This window comes from Acinetobacter sp. EKM10A, assembly GCF_011075215.1.
GTDB classification, from domain to species: Bacteria; Pseudomonadota; Gammaproteobacteria; order Pseudomonadales; family Moraxellaceae; genus Acinetobacter; species Acinetobacter baumannii.
Genome location: NZ_JAALLK010000003.1, coordinates 124,291 through 148,865 on the forward strand (window position 1 = coordinate 124,291; position 24,575 = coordinate 148,865).

Genomic DNA, 24,575 nt, shown 5'->3' on the forward strand with positions numbered 1-24,575 from the left:
AATATCATAAAAATTCACGTTTTATCCTCATTTGACTCTTATACTAAGTTAAATTTTAGACTTTTCGACCTCTCGCCATGCCAAAAATAAAGCCAATTAAACTCGTAATTATTGTCGTCTGTTTCGCCATTATTGCTGTCTTAGCTTGGAAATTCTTAAAGCCTAAACAACAGCAGCCTCAATATATTACAGCAGAGGTAACTCGCGGGGATATTGAGAATAATGTACTTGCAACCGGTACACTTGATGCAACCAAGCTCATTAGTGTGGGTGCTCAGGTATCTGGTCAGGTTAAAAAGATGTATGTACAGCTTGGTGATCAAGTAAAACAAGGTCAACTTATTGCACAAATTGACTCGACCACCCAAGAAAACAGTTTAAAAACATCTGATGCCAATATTAAAAATTTAGAGGCACAGCGTCTTCAGCAAATCGCTTCTTTAAACGAGAAACAACTCGAATATCGTCGTCAACAACAAATGTATGCTCAAGATGCAACACCTCGTGCAGATTTAGAGTCGGCTGAAGCTGCTTATAAAACAGCTCAGGCACAAGTTAAAGCATTAGATGCCCAAATTGAATCTGCAAAAATAACGCGTTCAACAGCACAAACTAATATTGGCTATACACGTATTGTTGCACCAACTGATGGTACGGTTGTTGCGATTGTGACTGAAGAAGGTCAAACGGTAAACGCAAACCAAAGTGCTCCTACTATCGTCAAAATTGCAAAACTTCAAAATATGACGATTAAAGCACAGGTGAGTGAAGCCGATATTATGAAAGTGGAAAAAGGTCAGCAGGTCTATTTCACGACCTTAGGTGATGAAACCAAGCGCTATGCAACCTTACGTCAAATCGAACCTGCTCCAGATTCGATCTCTAGTGAATCAAACAGCACCACAAGTTCAACAACCAGCTCAGCTGTTTACTACAACGCTTTATTTGATGTTCCAAATACGGACGGCAAATTGCGTATTGATATGACTGCACAAGTTTATATCGTATTAAATTCAGCAAAAAATGCCTTATTGGTTCCATCTTCTGCGTTAAGTAGCAAACAATTTTCTGGCCAAAGAAAACAGGGGCAATCGGCAGATAAAGCAAGTTCTACTCCAAGTGCAGAACGCAAACATCAAGGTAACGGTGCCCGTTTAGAACGCTTAAATTTGACTCCTGAACAAAAACAACTTATTGAACAAGGCAAAGCAACACTGAGTGTAGTTCGCGTTTTACAAGCAGATGGTACGACTAAACCAACACAAATTTTGGTAGGTATTAATAACCGTGTAAATGCACAAGTACTTGCCGGATTAAAACAAGGTGACCAAGTTGTGATTGCTGATAGTTCAGAAAACTCTGCAGCTTCTGCAAACAGTGGTAATAACCGTCGCCGTAGCGGTCCAATGGGAATGTAAGCATGACAAAACAAGCTTTGCTTGAAGTCAGCAATCTGGTCCGGGAATTCCCTGCTGGCGAAAGCACGATTCAAATTTTAAAAGGCATTGACCTGACCATTTATGAGGGTGAGCTGGTTGCTATTGTTGGCCAGTCCGGCTCTGGTAAATCAACGCTCATGAATATTTTGGGCTGTCTGGACCGCCCAACAAGTGGTAGTTATAAGGTTAATGGTCAAGAAACCGGTAAGCTAGAGCCCGACCAGTTAGCGCAGTTACGCCGTGAATATTTTGGTTTTATTTTCCAGCGCTATCATTTACTGGGTGACTTATCAGCTGAAGGTAACGTTGAGGTTCCGGCTGTTTATGCTGGTGTTACTCCAGCAGACCGTAAACAGCGAGCTACTGCCCTGCTCACGGAGTTAGGTTTAGGTACTAAAACGCAAAACCGACCAAGCCAGCTTTCAGGTGGTCAACAGCAACGTGTGTCGATTGCACGTGCCTTAATGAATGGCGGCGATGTGATCTTGGCCGACGAACCAACAGGGGCTCTCGATTCACATAGCGGCGTTGAAGTGATGCGAATTTTGCGTGAACTCAACGCGGCTGGCCATACGATTATTTTGGTAACGCACGATATGCAAGTTGCAAAGAATGCAACGCGCATTATCGAAATTAGTGATGGGGAAATTATTAGTGACCGTCCTAATGTTCCAGACCAGTCTTTAGAAGAAGTTAAATCTGATCCAGATGCAGCACCTGCTTTACAAAATAAGCAGAAAAAAGGCAAAAGTATTTCGGCTTGGCGTTCAACCCTAGATCGCTTATCCGAAGCCTTTCAAATGGCTTTACTGTCCATGAATGCCCACCGCATGCGTACTTTTTTAACCATGTTGGGGATCATTATTGGTATTGCTTCGGTCGTAACGGTAGTTGCGCTAGGTAATGGCTCTCAACAACAGATTTTGAGCAACATTAGCAGTTTAGGCACCAACACAATTACGGTATTCCAAGGTCGTGGTTTTGGTGATAACTCCAAGACAGCCAATTTTAAAACGCTGGTTCCTGCCGATGCCGATGCATTAATGACACAGCCTTATGTCAGTGCAGTCAGCCCGATGGTCAGTACATCCAAGACCATGCGTTATCAACAAAATGAAGCAAACGCGACTATTAACGGCGTAAGTAACGATTATTTTGATGTAAAAGGTCTAGTCTTTAAAGACGGCCAAACCTTTGATCAACGAAGTGTCCGCGACCGATCACAAGATGTAGTCATTGATACCAATACGCAAAAACAATTCTTTAGCGATGGTACTAACCCAATCGGGCAAGTCGTGTTACTGGGTAGCGTGCCAGCTCGTATTATCGGCATTGTAGAACCTCAGACCAGCGGAATGGGTTCGGATGACACGCTGAATGTATATATGCCTTATACCACGGTCATGAGCCGTATGTTAGGGCAAGCGCATGTCCGTAATATTGTCGTACGTATTAATGATAAATACTCGACCAGTGCTGCTGAAAACGCCATCGTTAACTTATTAACCCAACGCCACGGTGCCCAAGATATTTTCACCATGAACAGTGACAGTATCCGACAAACCATTGAGAAAACCACAAGTACTATGACTCTCTTAGTATCAGCAATTGCTGTAATTTCTCTGGTAGTTGGTGGTATCGGGGTAATGAATATTATGCTGGTTTCGGTGACTGAACGTACGCAAGAAATTGGTGTGCGTATGGCTGTGGGTGCTCGACAAAGTGATATTTTGCAGCAGTTCCTGATTGAAGCAATTTTAGTATGTTTGATTGGTGGTGTACTTGGCGTACTGCTATCACTTGGCTTAGGACAACTGATTAATAAGTTTGCCGGTGGCAACTTTGCTGTCGCCTATTCAACCACATCAATTGTTGCCGCGTTTGTATGTTCAACACTAATTGGTGTCGTATTCGGCTTCTTACCTGCCAAGAATGCAGCAAAACTTGACCCTGTTGCAGCACTATCACGAGAATAAGGAAAATTGCATGTCTTTTTCTATGACTAAACTTAGCGCAGCACTTCTCCTCACTAGTTCTCTTGTGGGATGTGCCGCTGTAGTAAAAACACCTTACCAAGCACCAGCTGTACAAGTTCCAGGCAGTTTTCAGTACGATAAGGCTAAAGCTAAAACAGCATCGGTTGAGCAATATTCTGACCATTGGTGGACATTGTTTGGAGATGCACAGCTCAACCAACTCGTAACTAATGTATTAGAGCGCAATAGTGATTTGGCTGTTGCGGGAATCACACTCAAGCAAGCACGCTTGCAAGCTGATTTAACCGCGAATAAACAAGGCTTACGGACCAGCTCTAGTGTTTCTACAGGACATTCTTTCGACTTAAATTCGGGAGATGACAGCGCGAAAGGTTTATCAATGAGTGCTGGGGTGAGCTATGAACTTGATTTGTTTGGCAAGCTTGCTCGTCAAACTGAAGCAAGTAAATGGGAAGCCTTAGCAACCGAACAAGATCTTCAAGCTACTGGTCAAAGTCTGATTGCCACTACTGCGAAACTCTACTGGCAACTCGGCTATTTAAATGAACGTTATGCAACTGCGCAGCAAAGCTTAGCCACTTCACAAAAGCTTTATCAATTGGTTCAAACTCAGTATAAAGCAGGTGCAGTTTCAGGATTAGACCTTACGCAAGCCGAGCAGTCTGTTCAAAGCCAAAAAGCAAGTTTAAGCCAGATTGAGCAACAGCTTGTTGAAACGCGTACAGCCATTGCTGTGTTATTGCATGAGCCAGTACAGCAACTCAATATTCAAGAGCCACAGCGTTTACCACGTACAGCGCTGCCTGCTATTGGTGCGGGTTTACCAGCGGATATTTTGTCACGTCGCCCAGACTTGCAAGCAGCTGAGCTTCGCTTGAGAAAAGCACTAGCAACTAAAGATGCAACTAAAGCAAGCTACTACCCGTCAATTAGCTTAACCAGTAGTTTAGGTTCAAGCAGTACATCTTTAACGGAGTTATTACGTAACCCTGCCCTTACGCTTGGAGCGAGTTTAAGCTTACCGTTTTTGCAATATAACGATATGAAAAAAGATATCGCGATTAGCAACCTAGATTATGAAAAAGCGATTATTCAATATCGCCAAACGCTTTATCAGGCTTTTGCTGATGTAGAAAACGCGTTGTCGAGTCGTACAGAACTCGACAAACAAGTAGCTTTACAAGAGCGTAATGTCGAACTTGCAGAAAAAACTGAACGTTTAACTGAAGTCCGCTACCGTTATGGCGCTGTTGCGTTAAAAACACTTCTTGATGCACAGCAAACTACACGTACTGCGCGCTTGAGTCTTGTTGAAACCAAACAAAGCCAATACAACGCTTATGTCACCCTTATGCAGGCATTAGGTGGTTCGCCTGTAAAAGAACTGCCGCAATAACTTGCGCCCAGTAAAAAAGCCGTAGTCCTTCAACTACGGCTTTTTTTATGTCTGAATAAATCTTAAGACTTATTCATCATCCATCATAGATTGGCTCATACCTACAGTATTGAAACCAGCATCTACATATAGAATTTCACCAGTAATACCTGAAGCCCAAGGTGAGCAAAGGAATAACGCTGCATTACCCACTTCTTCAATGGTTACGTTACGCTTTAACGGTGCAACTTTTTCGTTAGCATCTAGCATTTTACGGAAAGATTTAATACCAGAAGCAGCTAAAGTACGGATTGGACCCGCAGAAATTGCGTTTACACGGATACCGTCAACACCCAAACTTGATGCCAAGTAACGAACACCAGCTTCTAAAGAAGCTTTTGCCATACCCATTACGTTGTAGTTAGGCATAACGCGCTCAGAACCTTGATAAGTCAAAGTTAATAAACAACCTTGGCGAGCTTGTAATAAAGGTTTTGCAGCACGTGCCATTGCAACAAAGCTGTATGCACTAATGTCATGAGCAATTTTAAAACCGTCACGGTCAGTCACGTCAGTGAAGTCACCGTCAAGCGTGTGTGCAGGTGCAAAGCCGATTGAGTGCACAACACCGTCTACGCCGTCCCAATGTTTTGCAAGTTCCGCAAATGCATTATCAATTTCAGCATCAACGGCAACATCACATGGAAACACAAGCTTAGAACCGAATTGCTCAGCAAACTCATCTACACGTTTTTTTAATTTTTCGTTTGGATAAGTAAATGCAAGCTCAGCACCTTCACGGTGTAATGCTTGTGCAATACCATAAGCAATTGATAATTTACTAGCAACGCCTGCAATCAAAAAGCGTTTACCTGCTAAAAGTCCTTGTGTCATGCCGATCTCACTCAAAACAATTTTCAGCATAATGCCAATATTCAACGTTTTTCGAAATTGCATAATGCATCTTTTTTCAAAAATCGCACGAAAAAAAATCGCTCCGATTTAGGAGCGACTTTTTACCAACTCATTTTTAGTCGTCAGACAATAAGCCAAGCAAACGTAAGAACGAGATATACATCCATACTAAAGTTGCAAGTAAGGCAATACCACACAACCATTCCATGAACTTTGGTGCACGATATGCTGCATTGGTTTCGATCAAATCAAAATCTAAAATTAGGTTCAGTGAAGCAATCACTGCAACAAAAGCAGCGAAACCAATACCTAGCCAGTTGCTTTCAAAAATATAAGGGATGCTTGAGCCAAACGCTAAACGCATCACCATCTGCACGATAAATACAATAAAGATCGCCAAAGATGCAGAGATCACAACTGATTTGAACTTTTCAGTTGCGCGTATGATTTGAAACTTATATAGACCAAACATCACCAAAGTCGTGACGAAAGTTGCCAATAAAGCTTGAAGAGGAACGCCCGGATATTTCAGCTGGAAAGTAAAAGAAATACCACCTAAGAAAGCCCCTTCAAATAAAGCATAAGGAATTGCTAAAGTTGGTGCAGTCGTTGGTTTAAAAGTCGTAATTAAAGCTAAAACCAAGCCGCCAATTGCACCCACAATTGAGGCCGCATAAGCAATACCAACATTTGCAGTAAAGGCTGCATAGAAAAATAAAGCGACACCCACTGCAGCAGCAATGATGGTCAACATCACAGATTTTTGAATCGCACCTTGCACGGTCATCGGTTGACTATAGTCACTGACCGTTTCAACGCGTGTCAGTATCGGGTTATTACTTTGCATAAATGCTCTCTTTTTTATAATAAATAAACTTAAAACATCATTTTAAGCAAAATGAATATGAAAGCCAAATTCCCACTTGGCATTATTGTAACAATGTCCTTTAAACAATAAAAAAGGGAGCTTTCGCTCCCTTTCGTCTTACTTGAATAACTTAATCAATCTTTACCGTCAGTATTCATAATGAAGAAGTATTCACGGTAATACTTAAGCTCAGAAATGGAATCACGAATGTCATCCATCGCCAAATGTGATGCATTTTTTTTCAGACCACTCATAATTTCAGGACGCCAGCGTTTTGAGAGTTCTTTTACTGTAGATACGTCAAGATTACGGTAGTGGAAATACTGCTCTAGTTCAGGCATAAGACGATGTAAGAAACGGCGATCCTGACAAATCGAGTTACCACACATTGGTGAAACTTTTGGATTTACCCATTTTTTTAGAAATTCTAAAGTCTGTAACTCAGCATCACGAGCGGTCAATTTACTACGACGAACTCGTTCAATTAAACCTGACTGGCCGTGCTGACGCGTATTCCACTCATCCATTGCATTTAAAATACGATCAGGTTGATGAATAGCCAAAACCGGACCTTCGGCAAGTACATTTAAATGATCATCTGTAATAATTGTTGCAATTTCAATAATCTGGTCGTTGTCGGTATCTAAACCTGTCATTTCCAGATCAATCCAAATTAATCGTGTATTTAAAGTACTGCTCATGAATGTACGTTCTAAAGTGCCGTAAAAACATCAATAGTAGCAAATTTCTTGCTTCTGCGCTGTAATTCCATACCAGCTTCGTGCTATTTTTGCGGTCTTCAAACAATGGTTTTTTTGGGATATGAATGGCTCTAATTCGTAAGCGTCGTTTAACTGAGCAACAGCAACGTCGTATTGAAAAACAGCATAAAACTCGCCAAGAAGAAGTCGATACTTCACAAGATCTAGATGGGCTGGTTGTACAGCACTATGGACGTCAACTTGAAGTACAGGCACTTTCTGTACCTGATCATCACCCAGAAAAACCGCAAGTCGCCGAAGGCGAACCAGAACCGTTTTGGAAACCCATTGAATTAAATAGCGTTTGGCGCTGTCACACCCGTACAAACCTTGAATTACTGGTCACTGGTGACCGAGTGAAGTGGCAAGCTGACCCTAATACAGGTTTAGGGATTATTACCGCAATTCATCCACGTACATCTTTACTTACACGCCCGGATCGCTATCACAAAGTAAAACCTGTAGCTGCGAATATCAGCTTAATCGTTATTGTTTTTGCCCCACTGCCAGAACCGGCACCTACTTTGATTGACCGCTACTTAGTGGCATGTGCAGATGCGAATATTCCGGCTCTTTTAGTGCTTAATAAATCAGATTTACTCACTGAAAATGACCCGATTCTCGACATGCTCAAAGAGTATGAAAATTTAGGCTATGAAGTCATGATTTGTCATTCTAAAGGTGACATCTCAGCATTGTCCCAGCGTCTTGATGGCGAGACAGTAGCTTTTGTAGGTCAGTCAGGGGTTGGGAAAAGCTCACTTATTAATGTGCTCATTCCAGATGCTGAACAAAAAACCAATATCATTTCTGAAAACTCAGCACTTGGACAGCACACCACGACTTCTACTCGTTTAATCAACTTTGGTAAAAATGGCGCCTTGATTGATTCACCGGGAATTCGCGAGTTTGGGCTTTGGCATCTCGATTTAGATAAAATTCGTATGGGCTTCCCTGAAATCGAAGCACATTTAGGTTCGTGTCAATTCCGTAATTGCACTCATACTCATGAAAAGAACTGTGGCTTAAAACAGGCTGTTGAAGCAGGTGAAATTTTACCACGCCGCCTAGACAGCTTTTTACGTTTAATCGATGAGATTCAAGAAGCGCAGCAAAAAAACTAATTTTCTACCCCATTTGCCCTTGAAGTGGTGATTTTGATCACCATCTATATACGCTATACTCTAGGTCAATTTTGTTTTTAATTTTTTTAGGTGACTTGTGGAACGCTGGTTAGAGTTTATGGGGAATCACCCCATTTTGTTTGGTACACTCGGAGTCTTGATCGTATTGTTCTTCATTTTTGAAGGTCAACGTAACGGTCGTAAAATTTCTCCACAGTCGCTTGGTATTTTAGTGAAAGCGAAAAATGCCCTTTTGATTGACTTACGCGATAGCAAAGACTTCCGCGAAGGTCACATTAGTGGTAGCCGCAATATTCCTTATAGTCAAATTGCAAGTCATGCTGATGAATTAAAAGCAAGTGACCGTCCATTGGTATTTATTTGCAACCTAGGGCAAGTTGCTGGTAGCGCTTTACAGAAAGTCGCTCACCATGACAGCTATCGCCTTGATGGTGGTATCAGTAACTGGAAAGCTCAAGGCTTACCTCTCGTTAAAAGCAAACCAAAAGCTTAAGGAGAATTGTTATGGCAGCAAATGTCATTGTTTACTCAACTTCTGTATGCCCGTACTGCGTTCGCGCGAAACAATTACTTGAGCGTAAAGGTGTTGCTTACAAAGAAGTAAATCTTTCTGTTGAAGCGCCAGAAGTACGTGCTGAATTAATGCAACGTACAAATCATCGTACTGTTCCACAAATTTTTATTAATGATCAGTTTATCGGTGGTTTTGACCAACTTTATGCTTTAGAGCGTGAAGGTAAACTCGACGAATTATTGGCTTAACATCGCATCCATATTAAGGAAAAAACAATGAGCGAAGAACAACAAGTTCAACCACAATTAGCTTTAGAGCGTATTTATACAAAAGATATTTCTTTTGAGGTTCCAGGGGCACAAGTTTTCACTAAACAATGGCAACCTGAACTTAACATCAATCTTTCTTCAGCTGCTGAAAAGATTGACCCAACTCACTTTGAAGTATCTTTAAAAGTTGTGGTTCAAGCCAATAACGATAATGAAACAGCGTTCATCGTAGATGTAACTCAATCTGGTATTTTCTTAATCGATAATATCGAAGAAGATCGTTTACCTTACATTTTGGGTGCATACTGCCCGAACATTTTGTTCCCGTTCTTACGTGAAGCGGTAAACGACCTAGTAACAAAAGGTAGCTTCCCACAGTTACTTCTTACTCCAATCAACTTTGATGCAGAGTTCGAAGCAAACATGCAACGTGCTCAAGCTGCTGCTGTTGAAGGTCAAGCTTAATTTTATAGCTTACCCTAAACTCAAAAAACCGCGTAATCCGCGGTTTTTTTATGGGAGTAATTTAGATTTAACGCTCAAGTGAATGAATCTGAATAGAAGGAAACTGGAATCCACGGCATGATTGTTCTGAACGCCATGCGACTGTTAAGATCATATTACCTAACACAAAGTTTTGGTAGGCAAATGTCCCAATAAGCTCATGCGAACATAATCCGCCCTGATTTGTAGGATGTGCTTGGGTGTGTAAGGTATTTAAATCTAAACGTATACCAAGACCCGATGCTTTTAAAACAGCTTCTTTAGTCGTCCAGACTTTAAACCAATATTCTCTATCTTGTTCTAGACTTTGCCACGTTGCATATTCATCAGGATGAAAAGCGTGTTGTGCCAGACTATCCAGACGTACTTTACGATCAAGCTCTTCAACATCTATACCAATATCTTTAACTCGCTCACTCAGCGCTAAAGCATAATATTGTTGGCTATGTGAATGATTAAAATGCAGGGCATGGTCCAGTAAGTAAGGTTTGCCATACTCATGTTTTGCAAATACTAAATCTGTTGGTGCTATCTCTAGCTTTTGAGCAATCAGTTTATTTTTAATATGTTGTATTTGCTGTTTTTTATACTCATTAAATGTACGAAAGTCGGGAAAGTCGTGTTGTTTTCGATTTAAAAAATCATTGAGTTTTCCTATATAAATGTCCACATGTTTACTATTCATTTTATTAATCCGAACCATCCATAATTCACTGCTAGCATTAAAACCTTACTGATACCTGATTAGACAATACAATAAAAAGCCCAAAGAAGACTTTGGGCTTTTTCAATTAAAAACAGATTAACGTTTAAATTTCTTTTCTGCTTTTTTGAATTTCTGAATATAACGACGACGACGTGCAGCTGTACGCTCATCAACCTGACTCTTACGACCTTCAAACGGGTTTTCAGAAGTCTTAAATTCAATTTTAACTGGTGTACCTTCAAGCTTGTAAACCTTACGGAACACATTCTCTAAATAACGGCGATAATCAGCTGGAGTCTTATCCACCTTGTTACCGTGAATCACAATAGTTGGTGGATTTTGCCCACCCATGTGCGCATAACGCATTTTAATACGACGGCCTTGAACTGTCGGCGGCTGATGCTGATCAGTTGCATCATTCAAAATTTGCGTCAATTTCGCAGGAGATACCTTTAAGTTTGCAGACTCATAAGCACGGTGAATTGATGGATATAACTCACCCACCCCAGTACCATGTAGAGCAGAAATAAGGTGAATTCGAGCCCAAGGAATAAAGTCAAAACGGCGCTCAACATCAAGCTTACATTGCTTGCGGTCGTATTCACTCATGTTGTCCCATTTATTGATCGCAATGACCATGGCACGCCCAGCTTCCAGCGCATAGCCAATTAAATGTAAGTCTTGCTCAACAATACCTTCACGGGCATCAACTACAACCACCACCACATGTGCGTCTTTCATCGCTTGTAAAGTCTTCACAATTGAGAACTTCTCAATCATTTCATCAACTTTACCTTTACGGCGTACACCTGCTGTATCAATTAAAGTGTATTTACGGCCTTCACGCTCGAACGGAATATAAATAGAGTCACGAGTTGTACCCGGTTGGTCAAACGCTACCACACGGTCTTCACCAAGTAAGCGATTTACTAACGTTGATTTACCTACGTTCGGACGACCAATAATTGCTAGACGCAATCCGGTATCTTTGTCATGCTCTTCAGGATTTTCATCTTCCGGAATATCTTGAAGTACATCCTCAAGCATTTGTTGTACGCCACGGCCATGGCTCGCTGCAACTTGTAATGGTTCACCCATACCAAGCTTGTAGAACTCAACCAAAGCAGCTTCAGCATGAACACCATCAACCTTATTGGCAACAAGATAAATTTTCTTGCCTAAAGTACGTAATTCACGGGCAATTTGCTCATCGGAAGCTAACAATCCGGCACGCGCATCAACTACAAAAATAATAATATCTGCTTCATTGATGGCTGTTTTCGACTGCTCGGCCATGTAGTTATCGATACCGCCTTCACTTTCACCAATACCGCCAGTATCAACAACAATGAAAGACTTATTTTGATAAGTCGCATCACCATATTTACGGTCACGAGTCAAACCCGCGAAGTCGGCTACAAGTGCATCACGACTCTTGGTAATCTGGTTAAATAACGTTGATTTTCCGACATTCGGACGACCAATGAGCGCAATAACGGGTTTCATACAATAACCTTAATTCAAGACCAGCCATATCTCATGGCATGAGCATTAGAAACAGTACAGGAGATATATTTTAAGGTCAGATATGACCATAATAAAAGACGGGGCTTTGAACTGATTTAATTCAAACACCCCGATATTTTTAACAGCGTAATTTGTTAAGCGGCTATTTTAGCACAAGCGAACAAAATTAACGATTCTGCCAAATACTTAAATCGCCTTTTCGGGTCGAAACATAGAGCTGATTCTCAATCACACGTAATGTATTGACCTCACCACTTGTTTTAGAACGACCAATCAACTTACCTGTTGTCGGGTCGATTAGGTGTAAGACACCATCCAAATCACCAACAATAAGGTCCGATCCCAACACGACAGGATTACTTAAATGACGGTTTAAGAGACTATCATTTTGCCAAAGCTGTTCGCCTGTTGTTAAGTCATAAGCTGTAAGCTTGCCGTCAGTAGACGAAACAAACACTTTATTATCATAAACTTCTGGACGCTTGGTGCTACTTGAATCTTCACTCCAAACCACACGTTGAGAAGCGAGATCAGTAACAGTTACTTGGCCTTGGAAACTAGTTGTTACCATGAGTTGACCCGCAACAACCGGGTCACCATCAATGTCAATTAAACGCTGAATATCAGAACGCCCTTCACTTACTGCAACACGACGTTGGAAGCGCGGAATACCACTAATCGTATCAATTGCATAAACATATGCATTTGCAGAAGCAATTAAAACAGTACGAGGGTCAAGACTCACTGGCGATGGCTGACCACGTAAACTGAACTGAACATTTGGCAATTTATATGCCCAAACTTGTTGTCCTGATGATACATCATGTGCAAATACAGTACCGTCATTTGCAATTGTAATCACGCGACCAGACTGAACTAAAGAAGGACTTAATAAAGCACCAGATAATTGTGCAGTCCATTTTTGTTCACCGGTTGCCTGATCTAAAGCAAATAACTGACCTTTACTGTTACCAACAACAACAATACCTTCAGCTGCTTCAACACCAGAGCTTAAGCCCAATTTACTAACTTTTTTCTCCCAAAGACGTTGTTTACCACGGTATGCAGCAACTTCACCTTTAGGATCAAGAGTAAAAACAACACCTTCGCTAGCGTCAAGTTGTAAACGTAATGGATCTGCCTTATTCGTAGAAGAAACACTGCGTGAAAACACGGGCACCAAACTCTTATTTGACTCAGTCAATTTCGGTAGTGGATTTGGTTTTGCTTCTTTTACTTTGTTGCTAGAACATCCGACCAATACAGCCGATGCGATTGCAATTGCCAAAGGCAGTTTGAATTTCTGATTCATTAAGACTCTTCCACCTGTGTTTCCAAAATTGGGCGCTCAATCTGTGGATCTTCAACTAAAACGCCAACACTTTCGAGTTTAATTTGTAAAATTTGTCGCTCTTGTTTACGTTCCAGTAACGAATCCCATGCAGCTTGATATGCTTTTTTAGCAGAATCAATATCTTTCTTAGCAACAAAGATATCACCGCGTAACTCTTCTACTGTTGCTTTAAATGCCGGATCGACATCACCAGACAAGGTTTTTAGAGCTTCATCATATTTGTTTTGCGCCAATTGTGCATCTGCTAAACGCAATTTTACAACCTGAATCAGTCCTTCATCTTTTACTTTTGAATTCTCAACTTTTTTCAAAGCTTTTTCAGCAGCAGCATAATCTTGTTTTTCATATGCAAGTTTTGCCAATACAAATTGAGTTTGTATCGCCTGAACTGAATCAATATCGTCTTTTACAATCTTATCTGCCGAAGCTGTTATTGAAGCTAAAGCATTTGGATTATCGGCTGTTGCATTCGCTTCATCCATTAACTGCTGTACTTTTGCAGTTTCTGTCTGACTCGTTGCAAGGTTTCTTTTTTGCCAATATTCCCACCCGAAAAAGGCAATCAATGCAATGAGAATCCCGCTAATCATGGCAGAACCATATTTTTTGGCGAACGACTTTAAGCTGTCGAATTGTTCTTCATCACTTAAGCTCATGTGATTGTCCTTTTCCAGATGTTTCAGTTTATTTTGTAAATTTTTCAATTAAGAATGGTACGAGTTCAGCCAATGCAACTTGTGATTGCTCAGCCGTTGCCAACTCTTTTACAGCAAGCTGCTGTGCTTCCCACTCACGTTCACCCAAAATTATGGCGTAAACAGCCCCAGCCTGATCAGCTTTTTTCATCTGACTCTTCATGCTGCCTTGTGAACCAGTTTTAATGCGAATGTTACTATTCGCAGCTTCTAACTGGTCACGCAATTGTTCTGCTAGAACTAAAGCTTTAGATTGATAAGCAGGCTCCGCAACCAAGAACGCTTCACAGTCACGTACAATTTCAGCCTGTTCGACTTGCTCAAGTAGAAGCAATAAACGCTCCATCCCCATTGCAAAACCGACCGCTGGAACAGACTGATCAGCCTTACCTTTTAACTGGCCAACCAAACCATCATAGCGTCCACCTGCACATACTGTACCTTGCGAACCTAATGCTGTTGTTGTCCATTCAAAAACAGTTTTATTGTAATAATCTAGACCACGTACCAATTTTTGGTTAATTACAAATTTAATGCCTGCGGCTGTCAAATAATCTTGTAATTGTTGGAAGTGGCTTAAACTGTCTTCTTTTAAGAAGTCATGTAATTTCGGCGCATTTTCCAGAATTTTCTGAGTCGACTCAATTTTAGAATCTAAAATACGTAATGGGTTTGTTGTTAAACGGCGCTGTGAATCTTCATCCAAAGCATCTTTATGTTCATTTAAGAACGCAACCAAAGCATTACGATATTCCGTACGCTCATCTGTTTCACCCAAAGTATTCAACTCAAGTTGAACCATGTGATCAACACCCATACGTTTCCACAAACGGGCAGTCAACATAATCAACTCAGCGTCGATATCAGGAGTCGCTACACCAAAAGTTTCCACACCAAACTGGTGGAACTGGCGGTAACGGCCTTTTTGTGGTTTTTCATAACGGAACATAGGTCCCATATACCACACACGTGGCGTAGCACCACGCAACAAGTTATGTTCAACCAACGCACGAACACAACCCGCTGTTCCTTCCGGACGTAAAGTCAGTGACTCAGGTGGGTTTCCTTTATCGAAGAATGTGTACATTTCTTTTTCTACGATATCGGTCGCATCACCAATAGCACGTTTAAACAGTCCCGTTTGTTCAACGATCGGCAAACGAATTTGTTGGTAACCATATGCATCCATTAAAGATGCTAAATGCTGCTCGAGACGTCTCCACGCTGCTGTTTGCGTTGGTAAAACGTCATTAAAACCTTTGATTGCGACAATTGAACTCATGATGAACTACGAATAATTTCTTTAGATTTAGCTTCTTCAAGCTCTTGAACACGTTGACGAACCATAGTTTCGATTTCATCAACCAATTGATTGGTATCAATTAAATGGCTTTTCTCACCATTACGATAAACCAATGAACGAGGCGCAGCCCCAACGACCCCGATATCTGCTTCTTTTGCTTCACCTGGGCCATTTACCTTACAGCCAATAACCGAAACGTCCATTGGTGTACGGATATCTTCTAAACGCTCTTCTAAAGCCTGCATCACCTGAATCACGTTAAATTCTTGGCGAGAACAACTTGGACAAGCAATAAAGTTAATACCGTTAGAACGTAGGCCAAGCGATTTTAAGATATCAAAACCGATCTTGATTTCATCTTCAGGTTCAGCAGCAAGCGAAATACGCATCGTATCGCCAATGCCTTCCATTAATAACCCACCAAGAGCAATCGCTGATTTCACAGTACCTGTACGGTAAATACCAGCTTCAGTCACTCCAAGGTGTAATGGATTATCAATTTGTTGAGAGAGTAAACGATAAGCATCCATGGTTAAAAACACATTCGATGCTTTTACGCTGACTTTAAACTCATGGAAGTCAAGACGGTCTAAAATATCAATATGACGTAAAGCTGACTCAAGAAGTGCCTGCCCTGTAGGCTCGCCATATTTTTTCTGTAAATCTTTTTCTAGAGAACCCGCATTCACGCCAATACGCATAGAAATACCGTGATGACGTGCCGCAGCCACAACTTCACGAACTTTCTGGTCTGAACCGATATTGCCCGGGTTAATACGCAAGCAGTCCGCACCATAATCCGCAACTGCCAAAGCAATTCTATGGTCAAAATGGATATCAGCAACTAATGGAACTGAAACACGCTTACGGATTGCACCAAAGGCTTCAGCAGCTTCCATAGAAGGCACTGAAACACGCATAATATCTGCACCTGCATCAACACAACGCTCAATCTGAGCCACAGTTGCGTCAACATCGCAAGTTTCGGTATTTGTCATACTTTGCACACTAATAGGTGCATCGCCACCGACATAGACCGAACCAACACGGATTTTACGTGTTGGTCGACGTTTAATTGGGTTCTCTATCATTGTATCGCTCAACTCATGGTATTAGCGGGATAAACGGAATTCAGCTTTACCGTTTACCGTATATGGAGACAATGAAATCTGTTCTTGGTTTAGACTTAATGACACAGCCGTTGCATCATCAAGACGAATCTGGAATGGAGACTCACCATTTAAGGTTAAAGTCGATGCCTGACGACCCGTCGCTAAAACCTTCCCTGTTGCATCTACAATATGAACAGAAGTTGGACGGTTAAAGTTTAACACCAATTGGTCACCCACTGTTGCAGAGGTGTTCCCTTTCATAGGTAAAACTTCAACATTAGACTGATTTGCTTTTGGCAGCTCAGCATCTTCTTTGTTTGAGGTCCATTTTTGGACACCCATCACAATTAATGACACGACAGCAATAATCAAAATTGCAAGCAGTGCGCGCTTTAACCATTTTTTGTTACGATCACTATTAGAACCCGGTAATTTACCCATGATTTTAATTGGTGAGTTGTTTAAAGCATGATTTGGCAAAAGCCCAGTATCGTTTGCATAAATCTCATCAAAACGCTGGATAATTGCAGTTGCATCAGTATTTAAATACTTCGCATAAGAACGATAATAGCCTTTGATAAAAGTCGCTTCTGGCAAAGATTTATAGTCGTCTTGCTCTAACGCATTAAGCGTTTTCAGCGGCATATTTAAATCTGAAGATACTTGCTCTAATTCTTTTTTCTGAGAAACACGAATTTGACGTAAATACTCACCAGGACGTTGAATATTTCCTAAAGCAGAAGTCGGTAAGCTTGAGCCAGTTGGCTGCTGTGAATTAGGATTTATTTCCATACGGCCTCAGTACTATACTGTAATTGCAAATAACGTTGATATTCTGGACTTTCCGGGAATAAAGCACGTAACTGGTTTACTAAAACTTGCATTCCCATTTTATCCGCATTGGCTCGAGCCACTCTTAAACCAATCCAAAGTGCGCGTGCACCCTGATTTTTCTGCCCCACTGTACGAACATATTGTTCATACATTTGTGTAGCAGCCGGAATCTGCTGCTGCAAATAAAAAATTTCTGCTAACTCTAACATTGAAATGTAAGAGTCGCGGTTAGCAAGAAGTGCTTGTTTGAATGTTTTTTCAGCACTCGCAATATCGCCTAGTTTTAAATAAATTCGCCCCAGATTTTCTAAAGCCTGGTAACGTTGATCATAGCCTAATGTTGCACCAGCAATACGAAATTGCTCAATAGCATCATTATAACGCTCCATTTGGTACAAATACGTACCATAATTATTACGTGCCTGAGCATTGTCTGGTTCAGACGAAATTGCACGCTTAAAGTAATGTTCCGCTTTTTCTAAATTGGGTTTACTGCCTTCTTGTTGCAATAAAATACCCATCATCATATTTGCCGTTGCATCACGACTATCGACACTTAACGCTTGGTCAAGAGAACGCTTTGCAGAATCCAAGTCACCAGAACGAATGTATTCGGCAGCAAGCTGCGTACGCACTTTTACTGCTTTTTCCGGGTCCTTTTTAACCGTTTGCGAAGTCTGACAACCACTTGCCAAAAGTGCAACAGCAACCCCCATACATAACATGATCTTCAACTTCGGAGTACTCAAAGTCTGCCCTCAATATTATCCTTGTGTACGTAAAATCTCTTGTCGTTGAGCCACTTTCTTTTGCCACTGCTCAGCACGACGCGTACGGTCAGCAACTTGGCCGACCAATTGTCCACATGCGGCATCAATATCATCGCCACGTGTTTGACGAATCGTACACACAAATCCTGCATCAGACAAAGTTTTTTGGAAAGAGATGATACGATTTCGACTTGAGCGTCCATATGGCGCATGAGGGAACGGATTAAATGGAATCAAGTTAATTTTACTTGGTAAGTTTTTAAGTAATTTAAGCAACTGCTGTGCATGTTCAGGTTGGTCATTCACACCTTCTAACATGACATATTCAATGGTCACATGTTTACGTGCGCTTTCATTACCATCTTTGGCAATATAACGCTGACATGCCGCAATCAACTGAGCCAATGGATATTTTTTATTAATAGGCACAAGTTCATTACGCAATTCATCATTTGGCGCATGTAGGGAAATTGCTAAAGCAACATCAATATCTTTCGCAAGTTGGTCAATTTTTGGCACAACACCTGACGTTGACAAAGTCACACGACGTTTTGACATACCATAAGCAAAGTCATCGAGCATAATGTGCATTGAGCTTAATACAGCATCGTAGTTGAGCAATGGCTCACCCATACCCATCATCACAACATTAGTCACTGAACGCTCGCGCTCAGCAACAGGCACTTCTTCCATATAGGAATAGTTTGCCATCCAAAGTTGCCCAATAATTTCATCTGGGGTTAAATCACGCTGAAAACCTTGCTTACCTGTTGAACAAAATGAGCAGTCCAATGCACAACCTACTTGTGAAGAAATACACAAAGTTTTGCGTGAACCTGTTTTATCTTCGGCAGGAATTAATACAGTTTCTACTAAAGAGCCAGAACCTTCACCTACGCGAAACACCCATTTACGTGTTCCGTCTTTTGAATAATGACGGTGAACCACTTCAGGTGCTTTAATTTCACAAATTTGTTCAAGCTTTGCACGTAATTTACCTGAAATATTGGTCATTTCAGCAAAATCAGTAACAAAGTATTGATGAATCCATTTCATAACCTGACCGGCACGAAATTTTTTCTCACCAATATCTTCAAAGAATTTTTCTAATTCAGCACGTGACATGCCGAGTAAATTCACTTTTTCGGCAGCAGGCGATGCTGGCGTGGACGAAGATTGCTGCTGTCCATCAAGATTTTCAGATGAAACGACCACTGCAGAACTCATGTGTATTTACCTAAACCATGTCAAAAAAAGAATATATTGTTCAAGAATCAAACAATATGCTCTTGAGAGAATAAAAAAACCAGATAAGTAGTATACCACTTATCTGGTTTGAATGCTTTCGATTAACGAGTGCGTGGGCAGATCTCGTTGTCAGCAAAGAAGTAAGCAATTTCACGCTCTGCTGAAGCAACTGAGTCAGAACCGTGAGCAGCATTTTCATCGATGCTTACAGCGAAATCAGCACGGATAGTACCAGGAGCCGCTTCTTTAGGATTTGTAGCACCTAAGATTTCACGGTGAGCAAGAACTGCGTTTTCACCTTCAAGAACAGATACAACAACTGGACCAGAAGTCATGAATGCAACTAAGTCACCAAAGAAACCGCGTTCTTTGTGCTCTGCATAGAAACCTTCAGCATCAGCTTGAGAAAGGTGTTTCATTTTAGTCGCAACAATTTTTAAACCCGCTTTTTCGAAACGAGCAAAAATTTCACCGATGTGGTTTTTAGACACAGCATCTGGCTTTACGATAGACAAAGTACGTTCAATTGCCATGAGTGGCTCCTTTATTTTAAGATTTAAACTTTAAAAAATTTGCCGCATTATACCGATGTCATAGGCAATAATCAGCTTTGAATGTGTAAAAGTTGCGATTTTTTCTACTGTTTTTAGCGAACTTCATCCAACCAAGCCATCTGGATGGCTTCTAGCAATCCTTCGGTTGATTTATTTGGGTCATCACTGAAGTCTGGTAACGCACAAACCCATGCATGTAAATCGGTAAAACGAATCCATTGCGGATCAACTTCTGGATGTGCTTCTGACAATTCAATGGCAATATCAATCGTATCTGTCCAACGTAAGCCCATAGCGGCTCCTATCTGTTTAATCTGCTAAATCAAGAACTGTGTACTTTAGCAAATCCACAAACCTAATCGATAGCTTAAGCTGATAAAAATTACTGTTCGTTATAAAGCAATGCCCAATAATGGCGCGACAAAAATAATCAGACTTGCTACTGCTGCACCAATAAGTGCGCCTACAATCACATCACTCGGATAGTGAAGTCCAAGTACCATACGAGACAATGCCACAAGCACCATGAACGGCAACATCGCTGCAAGCAACACAGGTTGGATATACCCCAACACAATTGTCACCATGACAGCATGTAACGTATGACCTGATGGAAAACTAAAGTGATCGAGTGGTCTTTCACCGAGAACAATCACCTGATGTACTTGGTAAGGACGTGGACGCGTGGTTTTATGTTTTAAGAATTTATAAATTGCTGTTCCAACCGAACCACCAAGTAGCAAATAGATAATTTGCAAGCTATAGGTAATGCCCTGCATTCCCCATACAATCGCCAACATGAGGTACCAAAAAGGTCCGTCACCAGCACGGCTAATAATTTTGAAGAATAATGCCACACGCTGTGAATGAGAGAAATTATTGAGATATAAGCAGCCTCGTAAATCGAGATCGAGTATTTTTATTTTTGCATTCTTAAATTTCATGGTTGTTCTCCTATTTTAGGATACTTAGGTGAAGTCCGCCGAGGGTTCCTTCACTACCTGATAAAATGCCTGTTCTAATTGCTGTACCGGAAGTTGCCAACCGCTTTGCTGTACTTTATGACAGGCTTGTATGCCCATTTCTCTAAGTTGTTGTATTGAAGGAAGCTGATAAATTTGTTGTATAAAATGGTTCTTATGCCCAAGTGGGCTTAACCAACCGTTTACGCCATGTATTAAATACTGGTGTGCACATGCATAATCATACGCGATAACTGGCAAACCGCTCGCCATTGCTTCCAAAACTACGTTACCAAACGTTTCAACTTGGCTTGCAAATACAAAGACATCGGCACTTGCATATGCGACTGCCAAATCGTGCCCGCGCAAACTACCCGTAAAAATAACATTTTTCGCTTCAGGTAGTGCTTTTAATCGAGCAAGATCCGGGCCATCTCCCACCACAACCAGTTTAGTTTTCTGTTGCTGAATGTTTTGCATAACTGCATAACTCTCAACGATCAGCTGGACTTCTTTTTCCGGTGATAAACGACCTACATACAACATGACACGTGTATCGGAATCAACGCCCCATTGCTGGCGTAAGTTTTCTGAGCGATGTTTTGGTGAAAAACGAGTAGTATCCACTCCTCGCCCAACAACGACTAGAGGACATGTAATACCAAAACCGCGTAAAGCCTCTTCCGTGTCCTTGCTCGGAACACAGGTCACCTGAGTATTGTTATGGAACCAGCAAAGATATTTTTGAATCGGCTTCACCAAAAAGGCCAAATCGAAGAACCTGCTAAAATCTTGAAACGGCGAATGAAAACCACTAGAGACCGGAATATCTTTAGCTTTTGCAGCTTGCATCGCTGTTAAACCTAACGGCCCTTCAGTCACAATATGTACGACATCTGGTACAAATTTTTCAAAAGCTTTTGAAACTTTTAAATATTGGGGCCAGCCAAATTGCAAAGTTGGATATTTTGGAATCGCTTGTGACATGACCAGACATTCTTGTTCTGGCAAAAAATCATGACATTTGGCTTTTTGCTCAGGTCGAACAAGTAGAATTTTATGCCCTTGTTTCTGTAAACCTTGGCATAACTGCAACAAAGAGAGTGCTACACCATTAATTTCAGGCGGCCATGTTTCTGTCACAATCGCAATTTTTAAACGAGGACGAACCAACTCGTGAAGTTGGTGCAATTCCTGAGTATTAGACAAATGCTGTTTTTGTTTAAAATAGAATTGGAAGCTTTCAGGAAGTTGCTGTTGTTTTAATAGTGCTGTCGCGTATGAGCCTTGCATAGCGCCATCCATCAGTATATTTATTTTCATGCTTAAAGATTAAGCAGCTTTCTTGACACTTTGATGATAAATGCATGACAGTTTACTGACATAAAAATTAAAAAAGCACGCTGAGAACAGCGTGCTTTTTCATAAAGCAGACAAGAGAACTTAACGGTTCTGCAATTTCGCATAATCCATCAATACATTCGCAGCTTCATTTACGAACGTTTCTTCTTCTGGCAACGCAGGACGTTGATTAGCTTTCATTTTGGCACGAGATTCAGCTAGAGCATCTAGAGAAGCCTGATAGCTTTCCCAGTTAGGGAAAGGTTTTTGACCTGTTGCTATACGACGTTCATTTTCAGCATCTAAAGTTTGCTTTTCTAAACTCAAAAGCTCTACACGGCGCTTATCAATATCAAGCACAACTTGTTTCTGGTCACTCGTAACCTTCGCAATTGCTGTACGTTTATTTAAATACTTAAACTGTGGATCAACAGCAACACGTTGTTCCGAAAGTTGAGACAGCTTCGCTACATATGGCTGCACTGAACCTTCACGCTTAAATGGTGCAGTCGGAATCGTATCCCACTTCAACGCATTTTTCGATTTACGCTCACCAAACTCTTCGTTATAGATATCAACAAGCTTAATATCTGGCACTACACCTTTGTTTTGCGTACTACCACCAGTTACACGGTAGAATTTACGCTGAGTTAAGGTTGCTTGACCATATGCCAAAGTATCGAGTTGGACCTGAGCTGTACCTTTACCTGTGGTTGTACTACCAATGATAATGCCACGCTCATAATCTTGAATTGCAGCAGAGTAAATTTCACTTGCAGATGCTGAGGCTAAGTTCACCAATACAGCGAGTGGACCTGTATAGATTTGCTGACCACCATCGTTGTCTTCAAATACACTTACGTTGCCATTACCATCACGAATTTGCACAACTGGACCTGACTTAATCACTTGTCCAAGCATACGTGCAACTTCTTCTAATGAACCACCTGGGTCATTACGCAAGTCAATAATAATACCTTCAACTTTCTTGGCTTTTAATGCCTCAAAAGCATTTGCCGTATCTTCAGAAACTGAGCGATATTGTTGACCGGCACGACGTGAACGATAGTCAAAATAGAACGATGGAATTTCAATCACACCTAATAGATGCTTTTTACCATCACGTGTCACTTCAACTGTACGTGAACGAACACCGGCATCTTCTTCTTGAATAACATCACGTACCAAAGTCACATTGCGTGCTTGACTCATTGATGCACCAGCACCAAGAAGCTTCAACGTTACTTTTGTGCCGCGCTTACCACGAATCAACCCAACAATTTCCGAACTCGACCAGCCGACCACATCGATCATTTTGCCGCCCTCTTGAGCGACACCAACGATTCGGTCTCCTGATTTCACTTGACCAGACTTACTTGCAGGGCCACCTTCTACAATAGTTTCAATCTTGGTGTAATCTTCATTACCACGTTCTGGGCGAATCGATACCCCAATACCTTCAAGCTGTAAGGTTGTTTGGCGATTGAGTTCTATCGCATCAATTGGCGGATAATAGTTACTGTGTGGATCATAAGTTGCCAACATTGCATTTAATGTTTTATCCAACACATCGTCGCTTTTCACACGACTAATTCTTTCAAGCTGACGCGTATAACGCTTAGTCAAAGTCTGAGCTGGCGTTAAATCTTCTGGGCCTGTTAAATCTTGACCATCAGCAAGTGAAGGGTTTTCTTTTAACGCCTTTTGTTTCGCCTGCTCTTCTTCACGGCTAATTGTTAAATTGATTAACTGAGAAACCAGCATTTTACGCCAGTGATTTTGCTGCTCAGCTGACGTTTTAAAATACGGTGCTTTTTCGCGATCTACTTCAATAAAAGTATTTGGCTGTTTTAAGTTTTGTGGTTTCTTCAACTCAGCAAGCATGAACTCATAAAACTGTTTTAAGCGCTCACGATATTGCTGGTGAATAGCAAATGGCCCAGTTAAATTCCCCGCTTTTAATGAAGCACCAAAATTTGAACCATAGAGCTTTTTATAGTTTTGAACTTCAGCGTCTAAAAATAATGAGTGGTCCGGATCAAGACTGTCTAAGTACATATCAAGAATACGGTTAGATGTGTTCGCATCCAGACGCATATTTAAATAATGTTGGCGGTCTACTAAAGTTGCCAGTTGACGAGCCACCAAGGCTTGCTCTTGCGTTGGCTGGATCGATTGAGAAACAGCAGCAGTATTGGTTGCTGCTCTTGCTTCGTTCATCGTATGAGAGAAGAATAAACCGCCAGTCGCGATTGCTACTGCACAAGCTATAGTTTGAAGTTTCATAAATTCTTAATACTTCCTTGGGTGTTCGTATCTTACACGCTCTGTTTTCGATATGAACTAAGCAGATTCAACATCTTAACCAACTAAATTGTTTAT

At 41.2% G+C, this 24,575-nt stretch carries 24 protein-coding genes; 7 read left to right on the top strand and 17 right to left on the bottom strand.

The genetic code is table 11. From position 1 onward, the window contains the following. Positions 1 to 77: 77 nt before the first annotated feature. Genes G9371_RS05285 through adeC form a run of 3 tightly spaced genes read left to right on the top strand, consistent with a single transcriptional unit; the run spans position 78 to position 4,832 of the window. On the top strand, positions 78 to 1,418 hold the full coding sequence (locus G9371_RS05285) for a MacA family efflux pump subunit (protein ID WP_029423669.1): 1,341 nt from the start codon (positions 78 to 80) through the stop codon (positions 1,416 to 1,418). A 2-nt stretch (positions 1,419 to 1,420) separates the two neighbouring features. Beyond that, on the top strand, positions 1,421 to 3,415 hold the full coding sequence (locus tag G9371_RS05290) for a MacB family efflux pump subunit (RefSeq protein ID WP_000165905.1): 1,995 nt from the start codon (positions 1,421 to 1,423) through the stop codon (positions 3,413 to 3,415). A 22-nt stretch (positions 3,416 to 3,437) separates the two neighbouring features. Then, positions 3,438 to 4,832, top strand: a complete 1,395-nt coding sequence (gene adeC / locus G9371_RS05295) for an AdeC/AdeK/OprM family multidrug efflux complex outer membrane factor (RefSeq protein ID WP_161795023.1) — start codon at positions 3,438 to 3,440, stop codon at positions 4,830 to 4,832. 69 nt (positions 4,833 to 4,901) lie between these two features. On the opposite strand, the gene G9371_RS05300 is transcribed toward adeC, so the two are convergent. The 3 genes from G9371_RS05300 to orn all read right to left on the bottom strand — a co-directional run bounded on the left by G9371_RS05300 (position 4,902) and on the right by orn (position 7,295). Continuing rightward, positions 4,902 to 5,705 carry an enoyl-ACP reductase gene (locus G9371_RS05300; protein ID WP_002027450.1) on the bottom strand — a complete coding sequence of 268 codons (804 nt, stop codon included), beginning with the start codon at positions 5,703 to 5,705 and terminating at the stop codon, positions 4,902 to 4,904. Positions 5,706 to 5,841: 136 nt separating this feature from the next. Next, positions 5,842 to 6,573, bottom strand: coding sequence for a Bax inhibitor-1/YccA family membrane protein (locus tag G9371_RS05305; protein WP_001191562.1), 732 nt, complete (start codon positions 6,571 to 6,573; stop codon positions 5,842 to 5,844). A gap of 155 nt (positions 6,574 to 6,728) precedes the next feature. Continuing rightward, positions 6,729 to 7,295, bottom strand: coding sequence for an oligoribonuclease (orn, locus tag G9371_RS05310; RefSeq protein WP_000099436.1), 567 nt, complete (start codon positions 7,293 to 7,295; stop codon positions 6,729 to 6,731). 125 nt (positions 7,296 to 7,420) lie between these two features. Between orn and rsgA the strand changes: the two genes are divergently transcribed. From rsgA to secB, 4 genes are all read left to right on the top strand, one after another. Beyond that, positions 7,421 to 8,479, top strand: coding sequence for a ribosome small subunit-dependent GTPase A (gene rsgA / locus G9371_RS05315; RefSeq protein ID WP_001173998.1), 1,059 nt, complete (start codon positions 7,421 to 7,423; stop codon positions 8,477 to 8,479). A gap of 97 nt (positions 8,480 to 8,576) precedes the next feature. Continuing rightward, the gene (locus G9371_RS05320; RefSeq protein ID WP_000443006.1) at positions 8,577 to 8,993 is read left to right on the top strand and encodes a rhodanese-like domain-containing protein; all 417 of its coding nucleotides are present in this window, start codon (positions 8,577 to 8,579) and stop codon (positions 8,991 to 8,993) included. An 11-nt stretch (positions 8,994 to 9,004) separates the two neighbouring features. Next, positions 9,005 to 9,262, top strand: a complete 258-nt coding sequence (gene grxC / locus G9371_RS05325; RefSeq protein WP_000729828.1) for a glutaredoxin 3 — start codon at positions 9,005 to 9,007, stop codon at positions 9,260 to 9,262. Positions 9,263 to 9,289: 27 nt separating this feature from the next. Then, on the top strand, positions 9,290 to 9,748 hold the full coding sequence (gene secB / locus G9371_RS05330; RefSeq protein WP_001288260.1) for a protein-export chaperone SecB: 459 nt from the start codon (positions 9,290 to 9,292) through the stop codon (positions 9,746 to 9,748). A 67-nt stretch (positions 9,749 to 9,815) separates the two neighbouring features. Here secB and G9371_RS05335 read toward each other — a convergent pair whose 3' ends face one another. From G9371_RS05335 to G9371_RS05400, 14 genes are all read right to left on the bottom strand, one after another. Continuing rightward, positions 9,816 to 10,472 (bottom strand): 4'-phosphopantetheinyl transferase family protein, encoded by a 657-nt coding sequence (locus G9371_RS05335; RefSeq protein ID WP_001085078.1) that lies wholly within the window; start codon positions 10,470 to 10,472, stop codon positions 9,816 to 9,818. 117 nt (positions 10,473 to 10,589) lie between these two features. After that, positions 10,590 to 11,999 carry a ribosome biogenesis GTPase Der gene (der, locus tag G9371_RS05340; RefSeq protein WP_000805592.1) on the bottom strand — a complete coding sequence of 470 codons (1,410 nt, stop codon included), beginning with the start codon at positions 11,997 to 11,999 and terminating at the stop codon, positions 10,590 to 10,592. 187 nt (positions 12,000 to 12,186) lie between these two features. Next, positions 12,187 to 13,332 carry an outer membrane protein assembly factor BamB gene (gene bamB, locus G9371_RS05345; RefSeq protein ID WP_001072119.1) on the bottom strand — a complete coding sequence of 382 codons (1,146 nt, stop codon included), beginning with the start codon at positions 13,330 to 13,332 and terminating at the stop codon, positions 12,187 to 12,189. Beyond that, positions 13,332 to 14,030: a YfgM family protein gene (locus tag G9371_RS05350; protein WP_000058788.1), complete on the bottom strand. Its 699-nt coding sequence runs from the start codon at positions 14,028 to 14,030 to the stop codon at positions 13,332 to 13,334. The genes bamB and G9371_RS05350 overlap by 1 nt, the downstream gene beginning before the upstream one ends. A gap of 28 nt (positions 14,031 to 14,058) precedes the next feature. Further along, positions 14,059 to 15,351 carry a histidine--tRNA ligase gene (gene hisS / locus G9371_RS05355; protein WP_000095254.1) on the bottom strand — a complete coding sequence of 431 codons (1,293 nt, stop codon included), beginning with the start codon at positions 15,349 to 15,351 and terminating at the stop codon, positions 14,059 to 14,061. Beyond that, the gene (gene ispG / locus G9371_RS05360) at positions 15,348 to 16,463 is read right to left on the bottom strand and encodes a flavodoxin-dependent (E)-4-hydroxy-3-methylbut-2-enyl-diphosphate synthase (RefSeq protein ID WP_000572095.1); all 1,116 of its coding nucleotides are present in this window, start codon (positions 16,461 to 16,463) and stop codon (positions 15,348 to 15,350) included. Before ispG ends, hisS begins: the two co-directional genes overlap by 4 nt. 21 nt (positions 16,464 to 16,484) lie before the next feature. Beyond that, positions 16,485 to 17,276: a helix-turn-helix domain-containing protein gene (locus G9371_RS05365; protein ID WP_000405163.1), complete on the bottom strand. Its 792-nt coding sequence runs from the start codon at positions 17,274 to 17,276 to the stop codon at positions 16,485 to 16,487. Further along, positions 17,267 to 18,067 carry a type IV pilus biogenesis/stability protein PilW gene (gene pilW, locus G9371_RS05370; RefSeq protein WP_004738086.1) on the bottom strand — a complete coding sequence of 267 codons (801 nt, stop codon included), beginning with the start codon at positions 18,065 to 18,067 and terminating at the stop codon, positions 17,267 to 17,269. Before pilW ends, G9371_RS05365 begins: the two co-directional genes overlap by 10 nt. Before the next feature lie 15 nt (positions 18,068 to 18,082). Next, positions 18,083 to 19,315, bottom strand: a complete 1,233-nt coding sequence (gene rlmN, locus G9371_RS05375; protein WP_000093084.1) for a 23S rRNA (adenine(2503)-C(2))-methyltransferase RlmN — start codon at positions 19,313 to 19,315, stop codon at positions 18,083 to 18,085. Between the two features lie 122 nt (positions 19,316 to 19,437). Beyond that, a complete protein-coding gene (gene ndk / locus G9371_RS05380) occupies positions 19,438 to 19,869 on the bottom strand; it encodes a nucleoside-diphosphate kinase (RefSeq protein WP_000963851.1) in 432 nt (143 codons plus the stop codon). A gap of 113 nt (positions 19,870 to 19,982) precedes the next feature. Continuing rightward, entirely contained in the window at positions 19,983 to 20,183 is a 201-nt protein-coding gene (gene iscX / locus G9371_RS05385; protein WP_000524329.1) for a Fe-S cluster assembly protein IscX, read from the bottom strand. Between the two features lie 99 nt (positions 20,184 to 20,282). Then, positions 20,283 to 20,834 carry a phosphatase PAP2 family protein gene (locus G9371_RS05390; RefSeq protein WP_000669565.1) on the bottom strand — a complete coding sequence of 184 codons (552 nt, stop codon included), beginning with the start codon at positions 20,832 to 20,834 and terminating at the stop codon, positions 20,283 to 20,285. Positions 20,835 to 20,858: 24 nt separating this feature from the next. Beyond that, positions 20,859 to 22,157 (bottom strand): glycosyltransferase family 4 protein, encoded by a 1,299-nt coding sequence (locus G9371_RS05395; RefSeq protein ID WP_086221435.1) that lies wholly within the window; start codon positions 22,155 to 22,157, stop codon positions 20,859 to 20,861. A 138-nt stretch (positions 22,158 to 22,295) separates the two neighbouring features. Beyond that, positions 22,296 to 24,479 carry a carboxy terminal-processing peptidase gene (locus G9371_RS05400; protein WP_000776303.1) on the bottom strand — a complete coding sequence of 728 codons (2,184 nt, stop codon included), beginning with the start codon at positions 24,477 to 24,479 and terminating at the stop codon, positions 22,296 to 22,298. Positions 24,480 to 24,575 lie beyond the last annotated feature (96 nt).

Bases quoted from the DNA above. Each gene is read 5' to 3' on its own strand.
- der (WP_000805592.1), bottom strand. From the start codon at position 11,999: ATGAAACCCGTTATTGCGCTCATTGGTCGTCCGAATGTCGGAAAATCA.
- grxC (WP_000729828.1), top strand. From the start codon at position 9,005: ATGGCAGCAAATGTCATTGTTTACTCAACTTCTGTATGCCCGTACTGC.
- hisS (WP_000095254.1), bottom strand. From the start codon at position 15,351: ATGAGTTCAATTGTCGCAATCAAAGGTTTTAATGACGTTTTACCAACG.
- orn (WP_000099436.1), bottom strand. From the start codon at position 7,295: ATGAGCAGTACTTTAAATACACGATTAATTTGGATTGATCTGGAAATG.
- rsgA (WP_001173998.1), top strand. From the start codon at position 7,421: ATGGCTCTAATTCGTAAGCGTCGTTTAACTGAGCAACAGCAACGTCGT.
- rlmN (WP_000093084.1), bottom strand. From the start codon at position 19,315: ATGAGTTCTGCAGTGGTCGTTTCATCTGAAAATCTTGATGGACAGCAG.
- adeC (WP_161795023.1), top strand. From the start codon at position 3,438: ATGACTAAACTTAGCGCAGCACTTCTCCTCACTAGTTCTCTTGTGGGA.
- G9371_RS05350 (WP_000058788.1), bottom strand. From the start codon at position 14,030: ATGAGCTTAAGTGATGAAGAACAATTCGACAGCTTAAAGTCGTTCGCC.
- secB (WP_001288260.1), top strand. From the start codon at position 9,290: ATGAGCGAAGAACAACAAGTTCAACCACAATTAGCTTTAGAGCGTATT.
- G9371_RS05395 (WP_086221435.1), bottom strand. From the start codon at position 22,157: ATGGATGGCGCTATGCAAGGCTCATACGCGACAGCACTATTAAAACAA.
- G9371_RS05305 (WP_001191562.1), bottom strand. From the start codon at position 6,573: ATGCAAAGTAATAACCCGATACTGACACGCGTTGAAACGGTCAGTGAC.
- ndk (WP_000963851.1), bottom strand. From the start codon at position 19,869: ATGGCAATTGAACGTACTTTGTCTATCGTAAAGCCAGATGCTGTGTCT.
- G9371_RS05390 (WP_000669565.1), bottom strand. From the start codon at position 20,834: ATGAAATTTAAGAATGCAAAAATAAAAATACTCGATCTCGATTTACGA.
- bamB (WP_001072119.1), bottom strand. From the start codon at position 13,332: ATGAATCAGAAATTCAAACTGCCTTTGGCAATTGCAATCGCATCGGCT.
- G9371_RS05400 (WP_000776303.1), bottom strand. From the start codon at position 24,479: ATGAAACTTCAAACTATAGCTTGTGCAGTAGCAATCGCGACTGGCGGT.
- G9371_RS05365 (WP_000405163.1), bottom strand. From the start codon at position 17,276: ATGGAAATAAATCCTAATTCACAGCAGCCAACTGGCTCAAGCTTACCG.
- iscX (WP_000524329.1), bottom strand. From the start codon at position 20,183: ATGGGCTTACGTTGGACAGATACGATTGATATTGCCATTGAATTGTCA.
- G9371_RS05290 (WP_000165905.1), top strand. From the start codon at position 1,421: ATGACAAAACAAGCTTTGCTTGAAGTCAGCAATCTGGTCCGGGAATTC.
- G9371_RS05335 (WP_001085078.1), bottom strand. From the start codon at position 10,472: ATGAATAGTAAACATGTGGACATTTATATAGGAAAACTCAATGATTTT.
- ispG (WP_000572095.1), bottom strand. From the start codon at position 16,463: ATGATAGAGAACCCAATTAAACGTCGACCAACACGTAAAATCCGTGTT.
- G9371_RS05285 (WP_029423669.1), top strand. From the start codon at position 78: ATGCCAAAAATAAAGCCAATTAAACTCGTAATTATTGTCGTCTGTTTC.
- G9371_RS05300 (WP_002027450.1), bottom strand. From the start codon at position 5,705: ATGACACAAGGACTTTTAGCAGGTAAACGCTTTTTGATTGCAGGCGTT.